The organism is Pandoraea terrae, from assembly GCF_902459695.1.
In the GTDB taxonomy this organism is placed as follows: Bacteria; Pseudomonadota; Gammaproteobacteria; order Burkholderiales; family Burkholderiaceae; genus Pandoraea; species Pandoraea terrae.
Window position 1 is genome coordinate 1 of sequence record NZ_CABPRZ010000032.1, and the last position, 24,154, is coordinate 24,154.

The 24,154-nt window shown below is 64.5% G+C and carries 23 protein-coding genes; 19 read left to right on the plus strand and 4 right to left on the minus strand.

All coding sequences use genetic code 11. The features are described 5' to 3' along the window. The 3 genes from odhB to zapE all read left to right on the plus strand — a co-directional run. Positions 1–915 (plus strand): 2-oxoglutarate dehydrogenase complex dihydrolipoyllysine-residue succinyltransferase (gene odhB / locus PTE30175_RS24775; protein ID WP_150699733.1); only part of this gene is annotated, 915 nt, incomplete at its 5' end. A gap of 88 nt (positions 916–1,003) precedes the next feature. Continuing rightward, a complete protein-coding gene (gene lpdA, locus PTE30175_RS24780; RefSeq protein WP_150699734.1) occupies positions 1,004–2,434 on the plus strand; it encodes a dihydrolipoyl dehydrogenase in 1,431 nt (476 codons plus the stop codon). A 123-nt stretch (positions 2,435–2,557) separates the two neighbouring features. Further along, positions 2,558–3,655: a cell division protein ZapE gene (gene zapE / locus PTE30175_RS24785; protein WP_150699735.1), complete on the plus strand. Its 1,098-nt coding sequence runs from the start codon at positions 2,558–2,560 to the stop codon at positions 3,653–3,655. A gap of 3 nt (positions 3,656–3,658) precedes the next feature. Here zapE and PTE30175_RS24790 read toward each other — a convergent pair whose 3' ends face one another. After that, the gene (locus tag PTE30175_RS24790) at positions 3,659–3,985 is read right to left on the minus strand and encodes a hypothetical protein (RefSeq protein WP_150699736.1); all 327 of its coding nucleotides are present in this window, start codon (positions 3,983–3,985) and stop codon (positions 3,659–3,661) included. 235 nt (positions 3,986–4,220) lie between these two features. Between PTE30175_RS24790 and PTE30175_RS24795 the strand changes: the two genes are divergently transcribed. Beyond that, positions 4,221–4,847: a DUF2939 domain-containing protein gene (locus PTE30175_RS24795; RefSeq protein WP_191629204.1), complete on the plus strand. Its 627-nt coding sequence runs from the start codon at positions 4,221–4,223 to the stop codon at positions 4,845–4,847. A 217-nt stretch (positions 4,848–5,064) separates the two neighbouring features. Beyond that, a complete protein-coding gene (locus PTE30175_RS24800; protein ID WP_420819678.1) occupies positions 5,065–5,475 on the plus strand; it encodes a DUF2147 domain-containing protein in 411 nt (136 codons plus the stop codon). 235 nt (positions 5,476–5,710) lie between these two features. Here the strand turns inward: PTE30175_RS24800 and PTE30175_RS24805 are convergent, their stop codons facing one another. The 3 genes from PTE30175_RS24805 to PTE30175_RS24815 form a co-directional block, all read right to left on the minus strand. Next, entirely contained in the window at positions 5,711–6,355 is a 645-nt protein-coding gene (locus PTE30175_RS24805; protein WP_150699739.1) for a MarR family winged helix-turn-helix transcriptional regulator, read from the minus strand. 25 nt (positions 6,356–6,380) lie between these two features. After that, complete coding sequence (locus PTE30175_RS24810; RefSeq protein ID WP_150699740.1) at positions 6,381–7,544, minus strand: collagen-like triple helix repeat-containing protein; 1,164 nt, start codon at positions 7,542–7,544, stop codon at positions 6,381–6,383. Between the two features lie 158 nt (positions 7,545–7,702). Then, positions 7,703–9,181 (minus strand): collagen-like triple helix repeat-containing protein, encoded by a 1,479-nt coding sequence (locus PTE30175_RS24815; protein WP_150699741.1) that lies wholly within the window; start codon positions 9,179–9,181, stop codon positions 7,703–7,705. A 1,204-nt stretch (positions 9,182–10,385) separates the two neighbouring features. On the opposite strand from PTE30175_RS24815, the gene PTE30175_RS24820 reads away from it, so the two are divergent. The 14 genes from PTE30175_RS24820 (at position 10,386) to PTE30175_RS24885 (ending at position 24,154) form a co-directional block, all read left to right on the plus strand. Next, the gene (locus tag PTE30175_RS24820) at positions 10,386–10,574 is read left to right on the plus strand and encodes a Flp family type IVb pilin (RefSeq protein WP_150699742.1); all 189 of its coding nucleotides are present in this window, start codon (positions 10,386–10,388) and stop codon (positions 10,572–10,574) included. A 53-nt stretch (positions 10,575–10,627) separates the two neighbouring features. Beyond that, positions 10,628–10,825, plus strand: a complete 198-nt coding sequence (locus tag PTE30175_RS24825; RefSeq protein WP_150699743.1) for a Flp family type IVb pilin — start codon at positions 10,628–10,630, stop codon at positions 10,823–10,825. After that, positions 10,826–11,326: an A24 family peptidase gene (locus tag PTE30175_RS24830; protein WP_150699744.1), complete on the plus strand. Its 501-nt coding sequence runs from the start codon at positions 10,826–10,828 to the stop codon at positions 11,324–11,326. Positions 11,327–11,434: 108 nt separating this feature from the next. Further along, a complete protein-coding gene (locus tag PTE30175_RS24835; protein WP_150699745.1) occupies positions 11,435–11,935 on the plus strand; it encodes a TadE family protein in 501 nt (166 codons plus the stop codon). Positions 11,936–11,999: 64 nt separating this feature from the next. Then, complete coding sequence (cpaB, locus tag PTE30175_RS24840; protein WP_150699746.1) at positions 12,000–13,004, plus strand: Flp pilus assembly protein CpaB; 1,005 nt, start codon at positions 12,000–12,002, stop codon at positions 13,002–13,004. A gap of 158 nt (positions 13,005–13,162) precedes the next feature. Next, complete coding sequence (locus PTE30175_RS24845) at positions 13,163–14,455, plus strand: type II and III secretion system protein family protein (RefSeq protein WP_150699786.1); 1,293 nt, start codon at positions 13,163–13,165, stop codon at positions 14,453–14,455. Between the two features lie 31 nt (positions 14,456–14,486). Beyond that, complete coding sequence (locus PTE30175_RS24850; protein ID WP_224788963.1) at positions 14,487–15,785, plus strand: hypothetical protein; 1,299 nt, start codon at positions 14,487–14,489, stop codon at positions 15,783–15,785. A 1-nt stretch (position 15,786) separates the two neighbouring features. Beyond that, positions 15,787–17,154: a TadA family conjugal transfer-associated ATPase gene (locus PTE30175_RS24855; protein WP_150699747.1), complete on the plus strand. Its 1,368-nt coding sequence runs from the start codon at positions 15,787–15,789 to the stop codon at positions 17,152–17,154. After that, entirely contained in the window at positions 17,151–18,074 is a 924-nt protein-coding gene (locus PTE30175_RS24860; protein WP_150699748.1) for a type II secretion system F family protein, read from the plus strand. The genes PTE30175_RS24855 and PTE30175_RS24860 overlap by 4 nt, the downstream gene beginning before the upstream one ends. A gap of 7 nt (positions 18,075–18,081) precedes the next feature. After that, positions 18,082–19,089, plus strand: coding sequence for a type II secretion system F family protein (locus tag PTE30175_RS24865; protein WP_224788964.1), 1,008 nt, complete (start codon positions 18,082–18,084; stop codon positions 19,087–19,089). 2 nt (positions 19,090–19,091) lie between these two features. Beyond that, the gene (locus PTE30175_RS24870) at positions 19,092–20,024 is read left to right on the plus strand and encodes a tetratricopeptide repeat protein (protein ID WP_150699749.1); all 933 of its coding nucleotides are present in this window, start codon (positions 19,092–19,094) and stop codon (positions 20,022–20,024) included. Between the two features lie 71 nt (positions 20,025–20,095). Next, positions 20,096–20,527, plus strand: a complete 432-nt coding sequence (locus PTE30175_RS24875) for a DUF3613 domain-containing protein (protein WP_150699750.1) — start codon at positions 20,096–20,098, stop codon at positions 20,525–20,527. Positions 20,528–20,567: 40 nt separating this feature from the next. Beyond that, on the plus strand, positions 20,568–22,679 hold the full coding sequence (locus tag PTE30175_RS24880; RefSeq protein WP_191629205.1) for a pilus assembly protein TadG-related protein: 2,112 nt from the start codon (positions 20,568–20,570) through the stop codon (positions 22,677–22,679). A gap of 32 nt (positions 22,680–22,711) precedes the next feature. Then, the gene (locus PTE30175_RS24885) at positions 22,712–24,154 is read left to right on the plus strand and encodes a sigma 54-interacting transcriptional regulator (RefSeq protein ID WP_150699752.1); all 1,443 of its coding nucleotides are present in this window, start codon (positions 22,712–22,714) and stop codon (positions 24,152–24,154) included.

Here is a 24,154-nt window from a genome sequence, read left to right on the forward strand (position 1 = left end):
CCGGCTGCCGCCAAGCTGCTGGCTGAGGGCGGTCTGGCCGCCGGCCAGGTCGCGGGTTCGGGCCGCGATGGCCGCGTGACGAAGGGCGACGCGATCGCCGCCGTCGCCGGTGGCGCGAAGGTTGCCGCCTCGGCAAGTGTCCCGGCGCCTGCCGCAGCACGCCCTGCGCTGCCGTCCGTGCCCGCCCAGATCGGCCGCGACACGTCGCTGGAAGGCCGTCCGGAGCAACGCGTGCCGATGTCGCGCCTGCGTGCCCGTATCGCCGAGCGCCTGCTGCAATCGCAACAGACCAACGCCATCTTGACCACGTTCAACGAGGTCAACATGAAGCCGGTAATGGACCTGCGCAACAAGTACAAGGACAAGTTCGAGAAGGAACATGGCGTGAAGCTGGGTTTCATGTCGTTCTTCGTCAAGGCCGCCGTCCACGCACTGAAGAAGTACCCGGCCGTGAACGCCTCGATCGACGGTAACGATATCGTCTACCACGGCTACTTCGACATCGGTATCGCCGTCGGTTCGCCGCGCGGCCTGGTGGTGCCGATCCTGCGCAATGCCGACCAGATGAGCCTGGCCGACATCGAGAAGAAGATCGCCGAATACGGCAAGAAGGCTGCCGACGGCAAGCTGTCGATCGAAGAAATGACCGGCGGTACCTTCTCGATCTCGAACGGCGGCGTGTTCGGCTCGATGCTGTCGACCCCGATTATCAACCCGCCCCAATCGGCCATCCTCGGCGTGCACGCCACGAAGGATCGCGCCGTGGTGGAAAACGGCGAGATCGTCATCCGTCCGATGAACTATCTGGCAATGAGCTACGACCACCGCATCATCGATGGTCGCGAAGCCGTGTTGAGCCTCGTGGCCATGAAGGAAGCGCTGGAAGACCCGGCACGCCTCCTGCTCGACCTGTAAGCGAGAACGCGCATCACGCGGTGTCCGCCGGATATGCTTCGGCGCACCGCGTGTCCCCCGCCGTCAACCTCACTGAGTCTCAATAAAAATGGCAAAAGAATTTGATGTAGTCGTGATCGGCGCCGGTCCTGGCGGTTATATCGCCGCGATCCGCGCCGCGCAGCTCGGCATGTCCGTGGCTTGCGTTGAAAAATGGAAGAATCCCAAGGGCGAACTCGCGCTGGGCGGCACCTGCCTGAACGTCGGCTGCATTCCTTCGAAGGCGCTGCTGGCGTCGTCGGAAGAGTTCGAGAAGATTGGTCATCACGCCAAGGATCACGGCATTTCCGTGTCCGACGTGAAGATCGACATCGCCAAGATGCTGGCCCGCAAGGACGGCATCGTGACGAAGATGACCAAGGGCATCGAGTTCCTGTTCCGCAAGAACAAGATCACGTGGCTCAAGGGCCATGGCAAGCTGGTCGCGACGAACGACAGCGGCTACCAGATCGACGTGACCGGCGACGATGCCTCGGAATCGGTGACCGCGAAGCACATCATCATCGCGACCGGCTCGAAGGCGCGTCATCTGCCGGGCGTTCCGGTCGACAACAAGATCGTGGCCGACAACGAAGGCGCCCTGAATTTCGACACGGTGCCGAAGAAGCTGGGCGTGATTGGCGCCGGCGTGATCGGCCTCGAGCTGGGTTCGGTGTGGCGTCGCGTGGGCTCGGAAGTGACCGTGCTCGAAGCCATGCCGACGTTCCTCGGCGCGGCCGACGAGTCGATCGCCAAGGAAGCGGGCAAGCTGCTGGCAAAGCAGGGCCTGAACATCCATGTCGGCGTGAACATCAGCAAGGTCACGACTGACAAGAACGGCGTGACGCTGGCATACACGGACAAGGACGGCAAGGACCAGACCCTCGTGGTCGACCGCCTGATCGTGTCGGTGGGCCGCGTGCCGAACACCGACGACCTCGGCCTGGGCAACCTCGGCCTGGCCGTGGACGAACGCGGTTTCATCCCCGTCGACGACCATTGCCGCACGAAGCTGCCGAATGTGTACGCGATCGGCGACGTCGTGCGCGGCCCGATGCTGGCGCACAAGGCGGAAGACGAAGGCGTGATGGTGGCGGAAGTCATCGCCGGCCAGAAGCCGCACATCGATTACAACTGCATTCCGTGGGTGATCTACACGGCGCCGGAAATCGCCTGGGTCGGCAAGACCGAGCAGCAATTGAAGGCGGAAGGACGCGCGTACAAGGCCGGCCAGTTCCCGTTCATGGCCAACGGCCGAGCGCTGGGCATGGCTGCGTCCGACGGTTTCGTGAAGGTGCTGGCCGATGCCGCCACCGACGAAATTCTGGGGGTTCACATCATCGGCCTGAACGCATCGGACCTGATCGCCGAAGCGGTGGTGGCGATGGAGTTCAAGGCAGCGTCGGAAGACATCGGCCGCATCTGCCATCCGCACCCGTCGCTGTCGGAAGTCATGCGCGAAGCCGCGCTTGGCGTGGAGAAGCGTTCGCTCAACATGTAATCATGTTGGCATAGCGTTTGACCGGCAAAGGCGAGGCAACTCGCCTTTGTCGTTTTGACATCCCCCACGGCCGGTTTCCGGCCGTCGCATGCGGCGGTTTTCACGCCTTTTCCCGGTAGTGGTATGGACGTTCGCGAATACTATCAACAAGAGCTCTCGACACGCGGCTATCGCCCGGACGAGGCCCAGGAGCGCGCGGTTGAACGCCTGCAGCGCTGTTACGACCAATGGGCGGCATACAAGGCGAAGCGTTCGAATACGCTCAAGAAGTGGCTGGTTCATCCGGACCTGCCCAAGGGCGTGTATCTGTGGGGCGGGGTGGGGCGCGGCAAGAGCTTCCTGATGGACAGCTTCTATGCCGTGGTGCCGATTCAGCGTAAGACGCGTCTGCATTTCCACGAATTCATGCGAGAGGTGCACCACCAGTTGCAGGCGTTGAAGGGCATGCCAGACCCGCTCGACGAACTCGCGAAGCGCATTGCGAAGCGGTACCGCCTGATTTGCTTCGACGAATTCCACGTCTCGGACGTGGCGGACGCGATGATCCTGCATCGGCTGCTCTCGGAGCTGTTCAAGAACGGCGTTCAGTTTGTCATGACATCGAACTATCGCCCGGACACGTTGTATCCGGATGGACTGCATCGCGATCGCGTGTTGCCGGCCATTGCACTGCTCGAAGAAAGGCTCGATGTCCTGAATGTCGACGCGGGTATCGATTACCGGCGCCGTACGCTGGCGCAAGTGCAGGTCTACCATCATCCGCTCGGCAACGACGCGAACCGGGCGTTGCGCGGTGCCTTCGCGGAGCTGGCCGAAGTGCCTGACGAAAGTCCGCTGCTGCATATCGAGCAGCGCGAACTCAAGGCGTTGCGCCGTGCCGGCGGTGTCGTCTGGTTCGATTTCCACACGCTATGCGGCGGCCCGCGTTCGCAGAACGATTACCTCGAACTGGCCAACCGGTTTCATACCGTGGTGCTGTCCGACGTACCGCAAATGACGCCACGCATGGCATCCGAAGCGCGGCGGTTCACGTGGCTCGTCGACGTGTTCTACGACCACAAGGTGAAGTTGCTGATGTCCGCCGCAGTGCCGCCGGAGCACTTGTATCCCGAAGGCACGTTGGCAAACGAGTTTGCGCGGACGGTTTCGCGTTTGGTCGAGATGCAGTCGCGTGAGTATCTTGAAACGCCGCGCCGGATTGTCGATACGGCCCTGACTTGACCGTCAGCGCCCCCGGTCGCCACGTCGCTCGCGCGGCGGCGGTTCGGACGGCGGGGGGCCGCCGCGTTGCTCGCGGATATGGTTGTAGATGTCCGAGCGCAAGTCGCCGTGCGGCCGGACTTCCTGTTGCGGCGATCTGCCCGGTGCGGGCTGCATCGCCCCGCCGGGGCCCTCGGCGTTATTGCCTTGGCCGCGCCCTCGGGGCGGCGATTGTTGGACTGACCAGACGCGGCCGAACGGGATCACAGACGTGATGTCGGCGAACGCACTGCCTGCGCCGCCCGCCATCAGAACACCCCACACAATCGGGACAAGAACGGTGCGTTTCATGCATCCTCCTTGTCGTTGCGGCATCCGTGCCGGACACCATGGCTCGCCGGCATCGAGAAAACCCCACTTGGGATTGCGGGCAACCCTGCACCGATTTCCGTCCCCGGCGATTACACTTTGAGCGTATTGCGCGCGGCGCCGCGTTGCTGTAAGTATTTGTAAAGCAATGTAAGCCGTGTAATGCGCCGCGCGTATGAGCGCGTACCATGACGGCAAGGTGATTCCTGGAGATTGCATGCGTCGTACGACCTGGCGGGGCTTCGCCATTGTTTTGGTTCCCGTGATCATCGCCGCCGCGTTGTTCGGCTCGCCCTATTACGTGCTTATGCGAGCCAAGCAGGCCGCCGATGCGCGCGATGCGCAGGCGCTGTCCGTCTACGTCGACTATCCCGCCGTGCGCGAGAGTCTCAAGACCAACCTGCACGACGCGCTCGGGAAGGAAATGGACAAGCGCCGCGACAATCCGTTCGGGGCACTCGCGCTGGCGTTCGGCAGCTGGGTCTCGGACCGGGTTGTCGAAGCCTTGCTGACACCGGAAGCGGTGGCCGCCATGTTGCGCGGTGACAGCACCGGGTTGCCGCCGGTGCCAGGCGCGCCTGCGCCCCGCATGGAAGACGCGCCGGCTGCTCCGCCGCAGCCCAGGTCACCGGCGCCGGCCACGTCGCCAGCGCCCGCCGACAGCGCTGCGAACGTGCCCGATGTGCCGCCGCGCACGGTGACGACGACGGCGTTTCAGGACTTCAACCACTTCCTCGTGTACGTTCACCGCAGCAATCGCCCCGATCGCGTCGTGACGTTTACGCTCTCGCGCCGCAATCTCGTCCAATGGCGTCTCACGGCGATTCAGTTGCCGGCGATGTGAGCGGGCGGCGCATGATGCACGGCTAGAGGACTTCCTCAGCACGCGGCGCCGGGTTTGTCGTAATCTTCAACGTGGCAGTCGCCGATGCCTTGGCATTGCGCGGCGGCCCTACGACAAACCAATCCGGGAGGAAGACATCATGACGAATTCATCGTTCGCGGCGCAGTGGCGCCCGCAGTTCTACAAGATCGGCGCGCGCGTGTGTATTGCCGCTGCCATGTTCGGTAGTGCATCACTGGCGTTTGCGCAGTCCGTCACGCCCGCCGGGGTCTGGAAGACCATCGACGACAAGACGGGCAAGCCCAAGGCGCTCGTGACGATCACGGAAAAGAACGGTGAGTATGTCGGCACCATCACGAAGGGGCTGGGTGAGAACGACGATCCGAATCGCGTGTGCACCGCCTGCACGGATGCGCGCAAGGGTCAGAAAATGCTGGGTATGGAAATCATCCAGGGCATTCGCAAGGATGGCGACGAATTCGTCGGCGGCAAGATCCTCGATCCCGAAAACGGCATGATCTACAGCTGCAAGATGAAGGTCGTCGACGGCGGCAAGAAGCTCGAAGTCCGTGGCTTTCTCGGCTTGGCGCTGCTCGGCCGCACGCAAACCTGGGTGCGCGACGAGTAAGGTCACCCGGATGGATGCGCTCGGGTATTGACACGGACGACGCGGGCAAGGGCTTGCTCGCGCCGGGCCGGCTCAACCGCGCTCCGTTCGGGGGCTTGCAGCGCTTATCATGGTCTTGCTGCAGGGCTTTAATTTGTACTACAAAGTTAAATGCCCCGGCGCGGCGTTTGCAGTGCGGCCGCCCCCCGGGCGGCGATGACGACGCCGCCGGTGGGCGCTGCGGGCCGCGTTTCGTCTACCCTTTCGGCCTGGCGCCCGTTACCAGGCCGGCAATGTCCTGATCCGCTTCGAAGCGCAGGCGGAAGGTCTCACTCTTCAAGGTGCGGATGCTCTGCACGAGGAAGTCGTGAATGGCCGCCAGCTCGTTGTGATCGTAGGCGGCGCTGACCGCCGTGATCTCTCGCGAAATGGAAGCGAGATAGGTCTCGATCTCGGCGCAGCGCGATTCGATCGGGTGAATCATGACCATGCGGCGATCGTGCGGATTTTTTTCCCGCTCGACGAACCCGGCACGCTCGAGACGGTCAATGACGGTGGTGATGCCGCCGGAACTAACCCCCATGAGCTCCGCCAACTGGCCGGCTGTCACCGATTCGAGCTCCAGAATCAGGTCCAATGCGTTCAAGTCGGTGACGTTCAATCCAAGCTGCTCTGCCAACGCCGAGTGATACAGCGCGGTATAGACGGACAGTCTGCGGCCCAATGAGCGGACGATGCCGGTAACGAGGTCGTTGCGATTCGAATGACGGTCGCTCATGGTGTCGTTGGGCGCATGCGGCGCGGCGGTGTCGGCGCGGCCTGCCGCGGGTTCGGAAAATGCGCTGGCGGGTTCGCCATGGCTGCGCAACAGCAAGCCGGTTTCACGTCTGAAGCGGGCCATGGCGATCTCCTCTCGCGAAGGATGGTTACTTGCCGACACTGCCGAGCAGGTTGGTGACGGGGGCCAGCAGACTTGTCACGCCGCCGCTAGCGCCACTGCCGGCGCTACCGCCGGCAGCCGATGTGACGGTACCCAACAGATTCGTGACGGGCGCCAGCGGGCTGCTTGCGCTGCTGCCGCCCGGCAGACCGCCAAGCCCGCCGGTGAGGCCGCTCAGCGGATTGCCGCTGCTCGTGCCGCCGAGCAAGCCGGTCACCGATGAGAGGGGCCCCAGCGGGGTGCTCGCCGTCGCCGGGCCGCCCGACGTCACACCGCCGAGGTTGCCGAGCAACGAGCCGAATGAGTTGCTGCCGCCGGTGCTCGTTGGACCATTGACGACACCGCCCAAGCCGCTGACGGTGTTGCCCGTCGCAACGACCGTGTTGCCCAGGTTGGCGACGACGGCATTCGGCGCCATGCCCTGGATTTGGGCGCCGACACCGGCGACCGCGCCGCCAACGGTGCCCAGCAGGCTTGCGCCGGGGCCATTGAGACCGCTTGTGCTGCCCACGGTGTGGGTCGTGTCGGACACTGTGTTCGTGATCGGCGTGATCGCCGAACTCAACGCCGTGGTCGCCTGCACGGCCGGGCCGCCGGTGAACGCTTGCGTCAGGACCGAGCCGCCGGCAATGCCAGCCTGACCAACCGTCGAGACTGCATTTCCCAGTGCGCCGGTCAAGGTGTCGACGGGCGTGCCGGCCAGCGGCCCGCTCTTGCCGATGCCGGCGACGCCGCTGCCGAGTGAGACGCCAGCCTGGCCAAGGTCCGTCACCACGTTGCCTGTGCCGGCGAGCGTGGTGCCGACCGGGTCCGTCGACGCACCGGTTGTGCCGAGACCGTTCGTCACGGCTTTGCCAAGGTCGCTCACTGCCAGCCCGGTCTTGCTTAACGCGCCGCCCATGCCTTGATTGGCCTGAGGGTTGACGAGCGGCAGGTTGGTGCTGGCGATGGTGTCGCCCAGGGCGCTGACAACGGTGCCGGCGCTGCTGACGACGCCGCCCGCATTGCCGGCGGTTGTGCCGACCGCGTTGGGGGTGCCGGTATTGACGGTGCCCGCGGCGCCGCCGCCGCCGGTACTGGAGCAGCCGGCCAGCACGAAAGCGCTGGCGGCCAGGGTCGTGAGAAGCGTCTTTTGAAGTGCGATCGTCATGGTGTATCTCCCTATTGGTGTTTCGCAGGCGCAGCACCCCGGCCGCCCCCTTTCGTTTTTCATCTGCGATGCCGCGTTGGGGCGACGGCCTGGGTGCGGGCGTCGCCTGGCCCAATTCGTCAATGCTTTCGGTACTGGTGTCCGGTTCGGCCGGGCGCTTACTTCTTGCCGCCGAGCAAGCCGCCAAGCAGACCAGTCGCCTGTGCCAGCGTGCCGCCCGACGAACTGCTGGTGCCGCCCGTTGCGCCACCGAGGCCACCGGTCAGCGAGCTGACCACATTCGTGACCGGTGCAAGCGGGTTGCCAGTGCCGCCGGCTGCACCGCCGAGACCACCGAGGCCACCGGTCAGCGAGCTGACCACGTTCGTGACCGGTGCAAGCGGGTTGCCAGTGCCGCCGGCTGCACCGCCGAGCCCGCCGAGGCCACCGGTCAGCGAGCTGACCACGTTCGTCACCGGTGCAAGCGGGCTGCCTGCGCCGCCGGCTGCACCGCCAAGACCACTCAGACCACCGGTCAGCGAGGTGACGAGATTAGTCACCGGTGCAAGCGGGCTGCCACTGCTGCCACCGACGCCGCCGAGACCACCCAGGCCGCTGAGCGCAGTCGACACGGCTGCGAGCGGATTGGCATTGGCGTTCGGGCTATAGGGCAAACCGCCGGCTGCCGTCACGATGTTGCCCAGACCCGATACGACGCCGCCGACGTCGGTGGCAATCGGGTTGTTGACGCTGCCGCCGATCGTGCCGCCGGCCAGGTTCAATCCGTTGCCGACTTGCCCCACCAGGCCCGCAACCGGCTGACCGAGCGGCGTCGCCGCACCCATCGATTGGGTCGTGCCTACCGCCATCGACGTGATCGGATTGATGATCCCGCTGACGGTCGAGGTCGGTTGCTGCACCGGGCCCGTGGTAATGGCGGTCGTCAGCATGTTGCCGCCGGTGATGCCGGCTTGACCGACTTGCGTGACGACGCCGCCCAGCAGGCCCGTCAGGCTACCGATCGGCGTGCTGGCGAGCGGGCCGGTTTGACCGAGGCCGCTCACCGCGCTCCCCAGGTCGACGCCGGCCTGGCCCAGATTGCTCACCACGCCGCCGGTGCTCGCGAGCGTCGGATTCAACGGATCCGGGATCGCGCCGAGTTGGCCTAGCCCGTTGGTGATCCCGCCGCCAAGCGACTTCACCGCGTTGCCGGTCGACACCGCCGCGCCGGACAGACCACTTTGCGTTTGCGCCGATACCAGCGGCAGCGACGTGCCGCCCAGCGTGCTACCGAGGTCAGCAACGGTCTGCCCCAGTTGCGTGACAACGCCCGTACCGGCCGCTGCGCTCACCACGCCGACTGCGTTGGCCGACGGAGCGTTGCCGCCGCCGTTGTTGCCGCCGTTGTTGCCTCCGTTGTCGCCGCAGGTACTGCAGCCGCCCGAGCCGCCGCCCGAACCGGTGCTGTTCGGGCCGCCGGTGTTCGGGCCACCCGAGCCGCCGTCTGTGCTGGTGCCGGTCGCGCCGGCGCTCGCACCTGAATCGGTGGAGCCGACGGAGCCGCTGGTGCTGCCGACCCCTGAGCCGGCGCAACCGGTGAGGGCCAGCATGGCCAGGACACAGGCAGAAGCGATGACATTGCGTTGAATGGTTTTCATAATGTTTTCCTCTGGTCTTTCAGGTCTTGAATCAGCGCGATGCTTGGGTCGTCATGCGGGCGTGCATGTGTTGCCCGATGAGGACATGCAGGAGCGCCTCGATGGCTGCGCTCTGTTGGCCGGATTTCTCCTGGGCCGAAATCGTGGCCGTTGCACCCGGGAGCGGAGCGGCGGTGGCGCGTTCGCCACCGCCTTCCCATCCGCCCCTCCCTGGGCTTGCGCCTCTACGATCTTCTGTGGCGGCGGCCTCGCTGCGGGCCACTTCGCCAATGCACCGGCTTCGCGCCGCAAAGGCGGCAGGAAGCGGTGTGGATTGCTTTGTATTGCCAATGATCATGGCGTCCCCCGACGGTTTGTTTGCATTGCAATGCGGGGGGATTTCGCAAAAAGAATGCCAGTGCGCGCCAGATGACTCGAATAAAACTTCTAATTTTTCAATCAAGTGGCCGGAAAGCCTGTGTTTATTTGACTTTCGGAAAATAAGAATCTCTAGGTTCGAGATATTCGGGTATTGTCGTCCTAGGGTTAACGCGGCAAAAATTGAACGAATCGTGTGGCGTGTTACGGGCCACGTTACGGGTTCCGTAACGTAACGCCGGGAACGAAACGGGCCGAAATTCCGTAACGCTTGACGGGGCGCGGGGGCGCGAAAGCGCGTAAATAAACGCTTGCGTTCGCATTGCAGGGGCCGGCAAAGTCAATGATCACCGGGCTGCTGGACGGGGTCGCGTAGTGGGGCAGAATGCGGCAGTTCGAATCGAGAGGCGTTGCGCCGGCAGGGACATTTCAATCAGGTTGCAAACGCAAGTTTAAAAGAACGAACCATATTTTCAGACGGGTCGGCGGTTGCCGGATTGTCATCATGGTTTTCCCTTGACAGCGTTGCAGGACATCGTTTTGGAGTATTGTTCATGCGAACGGAGTAACCAATTCTTACATTTGAAACGCTGATTGGTGGGATTACTCTAGTTCTTTCGTTTTAGTTTAAATTACGATCGAAAAAAGAACTCGCAGCGCAAGTGGTGGTCAGGCGGATCAATCGGCCGCGTGATTTTCGGACCGAACCGGGTCCACAGCATTTGCGACATGCCGGGTCGATGGCCGAATTTCAACATTAGCAAGTGGCGCAGGGTGATCGCCGTCAGGCGGATAGGTCTCCTTATGCCAAAAAAGTTTGGCGCAAGACGCGCTACAGAGGAGGGGTATGAATCTGGTTCGTGGCATTCGACGTTTTTCCCGTGACGAAGCCGGTGTGACGGCGCTCGAGTACGGCATTCTTGCAGCGGTGGTCGCGGTGGTCATTGGCGGGGTGTTTTCCACGCAGATGAGCACGACCGTCACTTCCATATTCTCCAAGGTCTCGGCCGCCGTCACCAACGTGAAGACCCAGTAGTTGCCGGGCGCATTGGACAGCATAAGAAGAGAAAGTTATCCGGGGAGTGTGAGATGAGACTGATCCGTGGATTTCAACGGTTCTTTCGCGACGAAGCCGGTGTGACGGCGTTGGAATACGGCATTCTCGCAGCGGTCGTCGCGGTGGTCATCGGGGGCGTGTTCTACACGCAGATGAGTACGGCCATCGGAACCATATTCGGTCAGGTGACGACGGCCGTCGGCAACGTGAAAACCAGCAGCGGCAGTTAGGTGCTGGCATTGCTCGTGTTGCTGTGTGTGCCAGTGATCGTGCTCGATACGACGGCACGCAGAATTCCGAACACGCTGTTGTTTGCGGTCACAGCGCTGACACTGCTGTGGCTGGGCAGTTGCGACTTGTCCGGAGTCGCCGCAACGCAGGCGGCGCCCGTATCGGTCTGGTCTCACCTGGCCGGTGGTTTGCTCGGAGGGGTCGTGCTGCTGCCGTTCTGGCGCTGGAATTTGATGGGCGCCGGGGACGTCAAGTTGTTTGCGGTGATCGGACTCATTGCCGGACATGCAACCCTGTTGCCGGTGTGGTGGCTGGCAAGTCTTGCGGCCGGGGTCCACGCAGCGGCGACATTGTTGTGGCGCAGACCGTTTGCCCGAACCTGGCGCGAACGGACGGCGGGGTGGGCTTGGGTGCGGCGCATGCACGCGTGGCGCGAGGGGCGGCAGGGTATCCCGTACGGCGCGTATCTTGCGGCGGCGGCGTTGCTGGTGAAGTTGTAAGGCATACAAAAAGATTCGGGAGGCGCGGGCGACGCCGCGCAAGGAATGTGACTATGAGCGTCGCCGAACACGGCCTACAAAGGCCGGAAGCGACGGGGAGTTTTGGGCATGAGGGCAGGCGGACGGCGGGCACAGGTACAGGCCGCGCGATCGCGCGCGCGGCAGCGGCCGCGGCGCATGCGCGGCGTGGCGGCCATCGAGTTCATGATCGTGATGATCCTGCTGCTGCCGGCGTTCTATGCCGCCATTGCCTTTTCGCTGTCGCTGGTGGCGCGCCAGATGCTGTCTCAGGCGGCGGCCGAAGGTGCGCGGGCGGCATTGCGCTCCGGCACGCTCGCCCAACGGCAGGGCTATGCCACCACCGTCATCAACCAGACGCTCACCTGGCCGGCGCTTGCCCAGGCCAACGGTATCGTGTTCTCGGCAGACCCGACATACCCCTGTCCGACGGCCACGCCGACGATACCGCAGTGCATCCTGCATGTCACGTTGACGTCCAACCAGGGCCTGGTCGCATCCTGGCCGGGCCTTGGCACCATCGTTCCACAAACATTGACCGGTACTGCCGCTGTCACGCTGGATACGTCCACGTTGACGGCGGGAACGTGAGCGCGCATCGGTTCATCCGGCTGCGCAAAATCATAGGGATCGTCAGGCCGCAAGGCCCCACGCCATGAACAAAGCCACAAAGATTCTTGCTGCAGTGTTGGTCGTTGCCGGCGCGTTGCTCGCGCTGTTCGCGTTACGGATGGGCAGCACGTCGCCGGCGGTGCCGGCTGTCACGCCGCAGGTGGCGCAAACGCTTACGCAGCGCTTCCCGGCGCTCGTCGCGACGCACGCGCTCGACGCCGGCCGGCCGATCACGGCGGCGGACATCAAACTCGTCACGTCCGATAACCCGACCGCCAACGGCTTTGCCAATCCCGAGGACGTCGTCGGCCGCGTGCCGCTTGTGGCCGTCGCCGCCGGCGCGCCGATCACGCAAAATGCGCTCGCGCGCGGCATCGCGATGCAGTTGCGATCGGGCGAACGTGCCGTTGCAATTCCCGTGACCGAGGTCGTGGGGGCCGGCAACCGGATCCGGCCCGGCGATTTCGTCGACGTTTTTTTCACCATGAAGACCAATGCCACCGCGAGTGTGACGACGCCCGCCGACGACCAGCAAGCCCGCCTGCTGGCCTCGCGCGTGCGCGTATTGAGCTACGGCCCGGCGACGCTCGACGACGTAACTTCGCCCCAGGCGAACGCACCGGCGCCGGCTTCGGGGGCGCCCGCACAGACCAACGCTACCCCTGCGGCGAACGGCGTGCCGCCGATGCCGGCTACGGCAGCAGTCGTTGCCGTGCCGGTCGCGGACGTGAACCGGCTGGTGCTTGGCACGCAACAGGGCAAGCTGACGCTCGCGCTGCGCAGCCCGGGCGACGAAACGACACCCGATGTCTCGCTATTCCCGACGACTCCGCCCGTGCTCGCGGCGCGCTCGAACCTGAGCCCGGAGCAGAAAGTCGCGCTCGCCACGCCGGAGAACCAGGCTTACGCGGGGTTGGCAACGACCGCGCTGGCCGGCGACCCGGTGCGCCGTCCGGCGGCGCGCGCGCCTTCGGGCACCCGGGGCGAGGGCGGCGGGCATACCGTTGAAGTGATTCGCGGCGCCGAGCGCGGCGCGGCGGCTTTCTAGCGGCGTGCGGCGGCGGCCTGCCGTCGCGAGGAAATGGGCGTTTGCAAGTTTGACTGATAACGGATGGATAACACATAGTGCGACCGACAAGACGCCACGACATGATGAGAAGCCAGGTTTGTTTTGCCAGACGTGAAACGGGGATTTTGCTGCTGATGATGACGGTGTTGCTGATATCGGCCGTGATTCTGGCCGCGCACACCGCCTGGGCTGCCGACACGGGCGGTGGCAACACGATGGCGCTGGGTGTACACGAGCAGCGCGAACTACCGCTGCCCGGCACGCTTGAACGCGTGGCGGTTGCCGATCCGGCCATCGCCGACGTCGTCGTATTGCGCGGCAGCGGTACGCGCAAGGGGTCGGTGCTGGTCGTTGGCAAAAAGGCGGGGATGACACAGGTGTCCGTCTGGCCGCGCGGCGGCGCGCCCGTGCAATGGCGCATTCGGGTCATGGGTGAACTGCAGGGCGCGCTTGGCGAGACGGCCGACGTCGACGTGCGTGGCAATGCGGCCGTCGTCAGCGGGCACTCGGCATCGGTGCTCGAACACAACGAACGCGCGCAGGCGGCTCAACAGGCGGCGCAGCAGGCCGGCGGCGCCGCCGGCGTCGTGCTGGACCGATCGACGGTCGGCCAGACCGGTGTCGTGCAGGTGGATGTCAAGGTGGTCGAGGTCAATCGCAACGCCCTCAAGCAGATCGGCGTCGATTTCGCGCTGTCGGAGCGGAGCAATACATTTTCCTATGGCGTGGCCAGTGCGCTTTCGCCGCGTCTGGGCAATGCCTTCACGCTGACGGGGTCGTTGACGCGCGGCGTCTTCAATATGTCCGCCGCCATCAACCTGCTGCAGAGCAACGGCATGGGGCGCGTGCTTGCGGAACCGACCCTGGTGGCCCTGTCGGGACAGAGCGCCAGCTTTCTTGCGGGGGGCGAGCTGCCGATTCCGCAGTCCGGCGGCCTTGGCACCACGACCATCGTCTACAAGCCGTTCGGCATCGGCCTCACGCTGACGCCGACCGTCCTGTCGCCCGAGCGCATCGCGCTGAAGGTCGCGCCTGAGGCGAGCGACATCGATTTCACCAACACGGTGACGATTTCCGGGACCGTGATTCCGTCGATCGTGACGCGCCGCGCCGACACGACCGTCGAGCTTGGCGACGGCGAGAGCTTCGTGATCGGCGGCCTGGTCTCGCGCACCACGACGGCCGCCGTGAGCAAGGTGCCTTTGCTCGGCGATCTGCCGATCATCGGCGCGTTTTTCCGTAACTTGAAGTACACGCAACAAGAAAAGGAACTCGTCATCGTCGTTACGCCCCATCTGGTCAAGCCAATCGCCAAGGGCGTGAAGCTGCCGTTGCCCGGCGATGCACGCGAGCAGCGTAACGGCCCCGTGTGGGGCGCCTATCTGATGGGTGTCGCCAGCGACAGTGAGTTGCCGGGTTTCTCCAAGTGAGTGCCCGCGCCGCCCAGGCAGGAGCAGAACCATGAATGCACCGACCCGAATACTGGATACCATGACCGAGCTGCACCGCTTCCTCTTCTGCTCCGCGCACGGCAGCCACGGTGAGTGGCTGTCCGAAGCGCTGCGAGGCGCGGGCGTGGTATTGCAGGAAGCGGGGCGTCCTGCGCAGTTGCAACAGCGCATCGGCGACCTCGATCCGCAGCTCGTCCTGCTCGATTTTTCGGGGGCGTCCGACGGCCGCCCCGACAGTCCCGACGACGGCGGCATCGCGCAAGCCGTGGACCTGACGCGCATGCTCAAGCGCGTGGCGCCAAAGTTGCCGCTCGTGGCGGTCGGCACGATGGCGCGCGCCGACGGCATGAAAGCCGCCATTCGCGCCGGCGTTCACGACTTCATCGACATGGCCTCGAATCACGAGGAAGCGCTCGAAGTCGTGCGCCGCGTGCTGGATCATGCGTCGGCGCCAGACGCCGCGCCCATGCGCCATGGGCGCTTCATTGCACTGATTGGCGCGCGCGTCGGCGTGGGCTGCAGCACGCTCAGCGCGCATCTCACGCAACTTGCCCAGGAGATGCGCGCGGGGCCGCGTACGGCGAAGCAGACGAAGGGCAATGAGGCCGCGGCCCCGGGACACGTTGCCTTGCTCGATCTTGGCCTGCCCGCCGGGGATGGACTTCTGTATCTCAACACGCAGGGGCATTTCCATTTCGCCGAAGCCGTCCAGAACTTGCGCCGGCTCGACGAAACATTGGTCCACACCGCCATGACCCGCACGACGAGCGGCCTCACTGTCGTGCCGCTGCCGCAGGATCTCGGCGAAATGCGCGCGGTCGCGGCGGCCGATGCGCTGTCGCTGACTGACCGCCTGCGTGCATTCTTCGATCTGATCGTCGCTGATCTCGGCGGATTTTCGAATCCCGCGTTCGTTGCCAGTCTCGCGCGTGCCGCTGACGAGGTCTGGCTAGTCGCTGACCAGAGTGTGGGTGCGATCGTGTCGCTGGCGAACCTGTTGCACGACCTGGATGAGAAGGGCGTCGAGCGCGGCCACATGCACCTGGTGCTCAATTGCTACGATCCGCGCTACGGCATGGCGGCCGAACAGATCGCCAAGCGCTTCGACGTGCCGCTGCTCGCCACGCTCCCCGACCGGCCGCTGGCCATGCTCAGCGCGACCAACCAGGGCAAGTTGATTCTCGACACGGGACGCAGTGATCCGTACGTACGCGCTTTGCAGCCGCTGGCCGAGCGGCTGATGGTGTCGCAAGCGGCTGCAGCCCGCGCGGCGCAGGGTTGGTTGGGACGTTTCATGGGAAAGCACTGATATGAGCAATTCGATCGAGTTTGCCGACGACAGCAGTGCGTTCGCCAGCTCGCAGCAATTCCAGGACATCAAGACGGCCGCGCATGAACATCTGCTCGCGCGCATCGAAGAGTTGGGCGCAGAGTTCGGACGATGGAGCCGCGGCGCGATTCAGCAGTTCGTCGACCTTGAGATGGACGGGTTCGTGCGCCTGCGCCGCATTCCGATCAATGAGTCGGAGCTGCGCCAGATCGCGGACGCGCTGACCAAAGAATTGGCCGGCTTCGGGCCGATCGAAGACTTGCTGACCGATCCGGCTGTCGAGGACATCCTGATCAACGGCTACAGCGACGTCTACGTATCGCGCCTGGGTATTCTGGCGCGCGAGGCGATCCGGTTCTCCGACAACCAGCATTTGCTGCGGATCGTGCGGCGCATTCTGGCGCCGATCGGGCGCCGGCTTGATGAATCCAACCCGATGGTCGACGCTCGTCTGCCGGACGGCGGACGCCTGAACGTCGTGATCGAACCGCTGGCCGTGGATGGTCCGGTGGTGTCGATTCGAAAGTTTCGCAAGGACCCGCTCAAGCCGTCCGATCTGCTGGCGCTCGGCAGCTTCAACGAAGAAATCTACGCATTGCTCGAAGCCGCCGTGCGGTCGCGCTGCAACATCCTCGTGTCGGGCGGGACCAGTTCGGGCAAGACATCGCTGCTCAACGCGCTGGCGAGCTTCATTCCGGCGACCGAACGCGTGGTCACGGTCGAAGACACGGCGGAATTGTCGTTGAACCACCCCCACGTGGTGCGGCTCGAATCGCGTCAGGGCGGATTCGACGGCTCCGGCGAGGTGACGATTCGCGACCTGATCCGCAACAGCTTGCGGATGCGCCCCGACCGGATCATCGTGGGCGAAGTGCGCGGCTCCGAAGTGTTGGAGATGATGCAGGCGATGAACACCGGGCATGAGGGGTCGATGGCGACGATCCACGCGAACTCGCCGCGCGAATGTCTGTATCGTCTCGAGATGCTGGCGGGCTTCGCGGGGTTTCAGGGCAGCGAAAGCAGCCTGCGCCGGCAGATCACCAGTGCGCTCGATTTCATCGTGCAGATCGGACGCCTGTCGAGCGGCCGCCGCCGCATTCTGTCGATCACGGAAGTCACGGGCGTGAGCGACACCGTCATCTCGACCCAGGAGCTCTATCGTCACGAAGCGTACATCGCTTCGGATGGCGAAGAAAAGGATCGCTGGACCTCCCTCGGCATCCAGCCGCATTCGCCGAAGCTGCAGCGCTACAAGGAACTCACGCGCGGCGCGGGGGCCGCCCAGTCTTCGCAGGGCGGCAACGTGCCGCCGGATTCGGGCGGCGGCTTCTTCGGAAGACGGCGATGAATGCCATCCTCCTCTGGATCGGCTGCGCGGCCCTGCTGCTTGTCGCGGCGGGGCTGGAACTGTGGCGCCGCAGCCATGTACGGGCGCATGCGCAGGCGACGAGCGCGTTCATCGACCAGCAGCTTGCGCACGCAGCGTCCCGACACACAGCGCAGGCGGACGGTGCACTACGCACCCAGCCGCGCCGGGCACTGCCGTGGGAATTTTTCTTCGAACGCGCCGGCGTTGCGCCATCGCCGTCGCTGTACATGCAGATACTGATTCCGGCGGTCCTGCTCACCCTCGCCATGGGCTTCTCGGCCGGGCCGTTGTCGGCCGGGGTCGTGCTGGTGCTGTACACGCTGCTTGTCGTCTTCCGGTACTGGCTGAAGGCCGCGCGCCGCTATCGCGCGATCGTGCGCCAACTGCCGGCATTCCTTGACGGCATGGTGCGCATGCTGACGATCGGCAACAGCCTTCCCGCCGCGTTCCAGACGTCGGCCGGCAATAGCGAGGCGCCGTTGCGCGACTTGCTCGAACGGGCAGCCCGGCAAGTGCAGGCCGGCGTCGACCTCGACGTCGCCCTCAGGCAGATCGCGCGTGTGCACCGGGTCGACGAAATCTACCTGTTCGCCGCCGTGGTGGATCTCAGTACGCGGTTCGGCGGGCGTGCCGACCAGATCCTGTCGCGCATGGCCAGCTTCATGCGCGATCGCGAGCAGGCACAGAAGGAGCTGGTCGCAATGTCTTCCGAGACGCGCATGTCGGCGTGGGTGCTCTCGCTGTTGCCGATCGGCGTGGGTGCCATGCTGATGCTGCTCAATCCCGCCTTCTTCGAGCCGATGCTGCACGAACCGGACGGCCAGAAAATGCTGCTCGCGGGCCTCGGCATGGAGGTGCTCGGGGGATTCCTGCTGTATCGCCTGGCACAATCGATCTGACGCCGACATGATGACGCTGCCGCGCTTGTCCCCTGATGTTTTCCTGACTTTCGGCTTGCTGCTGATGTCGGCCGGCCTCCTCACGTTGGCCGGTGCGTTGTTGATGCGGATGTTCCGCCAGTTGCGCAGCGAACGTCAGATCGAGCAGGTGCTGGCGAACCGTCAGCAACAAGCGCTGCAGGCGATCGCCGGCGGCAACAGCGTTTCCGCCGCTTCGGATAACGCAGAGCCGGCACCGAAAGACCGGGGCTGGCGCGGACTTTTCGATCGAGCGGCGGCGCTGGGCAAGCGCTGGTCCGAGACGCGTGTCGGCCACTATCTGCTTGCGGACGAAGACCGCATCATCCTCGCGCAATGCGGCTACGACGACGCCCGCGCGCGCTCGTTGTTCATCTTCGTTCGCGTTGCAACCGCGCTGCTTCTGCCTGCGGCCGTCTGGGTATGGTTTCGCGGCAACGGCGATGTCGACACGGCGGTGCGCCTCATCGCGGGCTTCGGGCTCGGGCTGTTGTTGCCAAAATTCGCCATTGCCCGGCGCGCCGCAAAGCGCTGCGAGGCGCTGGTCGGCGAACTGCCGCTGCTGATCGACCTGCTTCGCCTGTTGCAAGGCGTGGGGCTGTCGATGGACCAGAGTCTGTACGTCATCGTCAGTGACTTTGGCGGCATCCTGCCGATCTTGTCGCGCGAGTTCGAGAGCGCCAACCGCCAATATTCGACCGGCCGCAGCCGCGAGCTGTCGCTGGCGCGACTGCGCGAAGTCTACGACAACGACGACCTGCGCGCCCTGGTCCGCCTGATCGTCCAGGTCGAGCGGCACGGCGGCGCGGTACAGGAACCGTTGGCGCAGTTCAGCGAACGGTTGCGCGAACAGCGCCGGCACACGATGAAGGAGCGTATCGGCAAGCTGACCGTCAAGATGACGCTGACCATGATGCTGACGTTGCTGCCGGCGCTGCTGCTGGTGATCGCGGGTCCTGCGATCCTGTCGCTCATGCATTCGATGGAGAAAATGTAGTGATGATTGGCATCCCCCTGACATTCATGACGCGCGCGGCGGCGGCCCGCGTCGGCGCGACGGCGTTCCGGCGTGGCCGCCCGCCGTTTGCCTCGATGCTCGTCTCGACGCTCGTCGCGCTACTCGCTGCGTGCAGTTCGACGCAGACCGGCGGCTATGGCGCAGCGCCGTCGGCGGCCGATCTGATGCGCGCGGAGCAAGAAGCCGATGCACAGGCCAGGAAACCGGATTCGAAGGATGTCTATCTTTCCCTGATCCGCCAGATGCAGGGGCAGGGCATGTACTTCGCGTCGCTCGCGCATATCGACGGGTACCGTCAACAGTTCGGCAGCACGCCCGATGTCGAATTGCTGCGCGCCGATGCGCTGCGCGAGACGGGCCAGCCGGCACAGGCCGAGGCCGCGTACCGGAAGTTGCTGGGCGGCGAGCAGGCCGGCGCAGCGTGGCACGGCATCGGCTTGCTCGCCGGCCTGCGCCATGCCTACGGCGATGCCGCGCAGGCGCTGAAGGAAGCGGTGCGGCTCGAGCCGACCGAAGCCCTGTACCTGAACGACCTCGGCTTCGCATTGCTCTGGTCGGGCGACGTGGGCGGCGCACGCGTGCCGATCGCACAGGCGGCCGAGCTCGCGCCGACCAACCGAAAGGTCCTCGGCAACCTGGCAGTCTATCTGCTGGTCGCGGGCGAGCGCGGCCGCGCGGAGAAGGTGATGGCAGAAGCGCAGCTGCCGAAAACGACGCGTGACGCCATCGTGAAGCTGGCGGGGGAAATCGGACGGGCGCGCACGCGTGCGGCGGCGCCTGCCGCTGCACCCGCTGCGGCGCTCGCGCCGGCGATGCCTGCGCGCGACGACGCGGCGCAGCTGGCCACGGCGAGGGACGCCGGACGCTGGGATGTGCCAAAGACGATGTTGGACCGCTTCGCCAAGGCGCAGTGAGACGGCCGGATGATGGCGTGTGATGTGATGGCCACCGTGCGATCGAAACCAGGCAAGGACAAGGAGAACCCATGATGCACGAAGATTCCTGCGAACCCACGGCGGCCAATCGGTCTTGCGCGCCGTCTGTCCTGCGTGCGTTGTGCGTGATGGCGATGTTCAGCGCGAGCGCGATGGCGATGGCGCAGGCGCAAGGCAGTGCGCCGTTGACGGTGCCGCGCGCGCAGACCCGCGATCTTCCGCTCGGCGAGCAGACGAGCGCGCTGCTGCGTCTGCAGGCGAGCGGCGATGTCGCCGGACCGGGCTTGCCGATATTGGGTGCCGAAGCGACGTGGGCCTACACCCGTTACATGGACAGCTTCAAATACCGGATTCCCGTGTTCTACGGCAACATGGTCGGCAACGGCGGCGGGAACAGCGGTGGCGGTGGCGGCGGCGACAGCAGCGGCGCGAGCCCTTCGACGGCGGGCGTCGCCACTGCGGCAGCCTCGGCTACCCAGTGACACGAACATGATGCCGCGCGCCCCGCGACCCGCCCGATTCATGCTGTCACGGCCAAGGCCATGGCTGGCGAGTCCGCTTGCCGGGCAGCGCGGGTCTGTGCCGATCGTGGCGCTGATTTTCGTGATCGTGGCGGTCATGCTGGGCATCGCACTGGACTTGGGCGTGGTGTTTTACAAGCGGCGCGATTTGCAGAAGGCCGCCGACATGGCGGCGATTGCCGGCGCTCAGGGGCTGCCGGATTGCACGACGGTGGCCACGCTTGTGACCAACAGCCTGACCGCGAATCTTGGCGCAACGGAACTTGGCACGGCGACCGTCAGCGCGTCCTGCGGTCAATGGGCGATGGCTTCCAGCGGCACGAGCGGGACCTTTACCCCGGACGGGGCGCTTGCGGCGGGGGCTGCGCGAGACTCGGTATCCGTCACGATCAGCGAGAACGTTGCATCGCTCCTGATGGGCACGCGCAATGTCGGGGCGACGGCAGTGGCGCAGAAGAAGGGCAAGTCGGCAACGTTTTCCGTTGGATCGGGGCTGTTGGCGCTGGATACGTCGAAAGGCTTGCTTGGGCCGTTGCTGACGTCGATCGGGGTGAATCCTGCGCTTTATGTCGGATATGGAAACCAGCTGGTGGGGGCGACCGTGACGCCGTCGGGACTGCTGCAGGCCTTGGGTATTCCCGTTTCCGCCAATGTAACGGCGGCGTCGCTGAACTCGGTTGCCAAGATTCAGACGCTCACTGTCGGCCAGCTCCTGTCCGCGTCGTTGAGCGCGCTTCAGTCGCAGGGCAATGCGGCGCAGGCTTATGTCGGCGTGCTGTCGAATCTTGTCACCCTCATGGGGAGTTCGGCCGTACTCAATAATCACATCAGCTTGTTCGGCACAGCGACGACGCCGGGCGTGATTGCCGATATCAGTTCCGCCGGGACGACGGCGCTCAATGCCAACGTCAACGTGATGGACCTCATTTCGGCGGCAGTGGTCGCCGGGGTGCTGGATCCGGGCAATCCGCTGACGTCCAATGCGTTGACGGTGCCGGTGTCGTTGCCGGCGGTCACCTTGTATGGGCGCATCATCGCGCCCCCCTCGATTGCCGTCGGCGATGTGGGCGCCAAGGCGACGACCGCCCAGGTCCGTCTGTATGCGCACATCAACCCGAACAGTATCCCGGCAATCGGCACCATCCTGAGCGCGGTAGGGACTTCAGTCGACTTGCCGCTGATCATCGAGGTTGCCCAATCGACCGGCACCCTGACCGCGCTGTCGTGCACACCGCAGCGAAGCGCGACGATCGCAGTCAATTCGGGCACCGTCAATCTGTGCGTCGGCGTGTTTGCCAATGCGGCGTCGCTGACAAACAGCGCGAACAGTTGCATATCGGCCAGCGACCTGAAAGGGCGGGCGACGATTGCGACGGTACTCGGAATTCCGCCGGCGGCTGGCATTCAAGTGAAGAGCCAGGTGATGCTGTCGCTGCTGGGCAATCAATCGTCGTTGACGTTCCCGGCGAATCCGCCTGCGCTACCGTACACACAGAGTACGTCGGCAACGGTCGATGTCAGTTCGCTGGTCAGCGCATTGCTGGGCGCGATCCTCAATGATATTTCCGTCAATACGTCGGCATCGATTGGATCGCAGACGGCGTCCACGGTCGGCAACTTGCTTGGCGCGGCGGGTCCGGGCTCGACAATGGGGGCCATTGTCTCGAACGTGACGACCTTCCTGACCAATGCGAGCACAGCGGTCAACGGTCTCGTGAGCGGGCTTGGCGGCACGTTGGGCAGCCTGCTCACACTCAATATCGGGGGCGTCGTGACGGGGTTGGGCAATGTCGTGACCGGGCTGGTCGGCACGGCCGGCGCGCTCCTGACAGGCATCGGCAGCGCCCTCGGCGGTCTCGTGTGCAATGCCGTCGGCATCTTTAACCCCACGGCCGGCGCGCAATGCCAGATTCCGCTGAACATCGGATCGACGGCCAACGCCGTCAACGCGGTCGTCGGCGTCGTGTTCGAAGTGCTGAAGCAGGTCTTCGATACCACGCTGAGTCCGCTGCTGAACAATCTCCTGAACACCCTGGGTATCAAACTCGGCATCACCGACGTGACGTTGATGAACATCAATTGCAACGCCGGAACAGTGCAACTCGTCTATTGACGCATCATAAGACCGCTTCGGCGGGGAAGAGCATGAAAAGCAAGCCGTTACGTGAAGATTTGGATGTCTACGTGTGGGAGGGGAAGTCGGACATTGCCGATCGGGTGGCGCATTGCCTCGCGAGTTTCGACATCGAGGTGATCCGCGCGGACGGCGTGGACATTTCCCGTGATCGCACCAAGGCCCGCCCGTCCATCGCGGTGGTGAGCGTGTCTGTCATCGACAGCGGGCTCATCAATGCGCGCGAATGGCAAATGGGCCACGGCATGCCCGTGGTCTGGGTGGCGGCCGCGCCGCGCGAAAACGACCCCCGTGTTTACCCGCCCGAATATAGCAATATTCTGACACTGGACTTCACCGGAGCGGAACTGCGCACGCTCATCTTCAAGCTCGCCGGCGCCATCGCGGAGGCCGACAAACCGGTCCCGGAAAGCAATCTGCTCGTGGCCCACTCAAGCGCGATGCTCGGTCTGCTGTCCGAAGTCGATGCCTTCGCCGACTGCGACTCCAATGTGCTGATCCACGGCGAGACGGGCGTGGGCAAGGAGCGCATCGCCCGCCTGCTGCATGACAAGCACAGTCATTACGGCCAGGGCCCGTTCGTAGCCGTCAACTGCGGCGCCATCCCGGATGGCCTGTTCGAGTCTCATTTTTTCGGACACGCGAAGGGGGCTTTTACTGGCGCGCTGTATGCCCACAAGGGATATTTCGAGCAGGCCAACGACGGCACATTATTTCTGGACGAAATCGGCGATTTGCCGTTATATCAACAGGTGAAGCTGTTGCGTGTGCTCGAAGACAGCGCGGTGACGCGTCTGGGATCGGCACAGCCGATCAAGTTGGACTTCCGTCTGGTGGCGGCCACCAATAAAAATCTGAAAGTGATGGTGCGCGAGGAATTATTCCGCGCGGACATGTACTATCGGTTGGCGGTGATCGAATTGCGCATTCCGAGCTTGGAAGAGCGCGGCGCGGTGGATAAAATTGCGGTCTTTCGCGCTTACCTCGCCAAGGCGGTGGGTGAGCCGGAGGTTGCGGCGCATGCGCCACAATGGCTGTTCGACAGGGTTGCAAATACCCAGTTTCCCGGTAATGTACGGGAGCTGCGCAATATTGCGGAGCGCGTAGGTATCATTTATCGGCAATTAGGTGCCTGGGATGAGCAGCGCATCCGTCAGATGTTCGATACACTGTCGGCTTTGCGTGGCAGCCCCCGAGGTGACGAGGGGGCGCAGGGCGCTCAGGCGGAGTCGAGCGAGCGGGCGCGGTGGGACGTGGCCGAGCGTGCGAGGATCGTGACGGCGCTCGATGCGAACGGGTGGCGCAGGCAGGACACGGCCAATGCCTTGGGCATCAGCCGGAAAGTGTTGTGGGAAAAGATGCGCAAGTATCAGATTCTGGGCAACGAGTCCGAGGTGGCGAACGAGTTCGAGTCGTCCGGGGAGCGCGGGCCGGTGCCGGGTTTTGTCAAATAA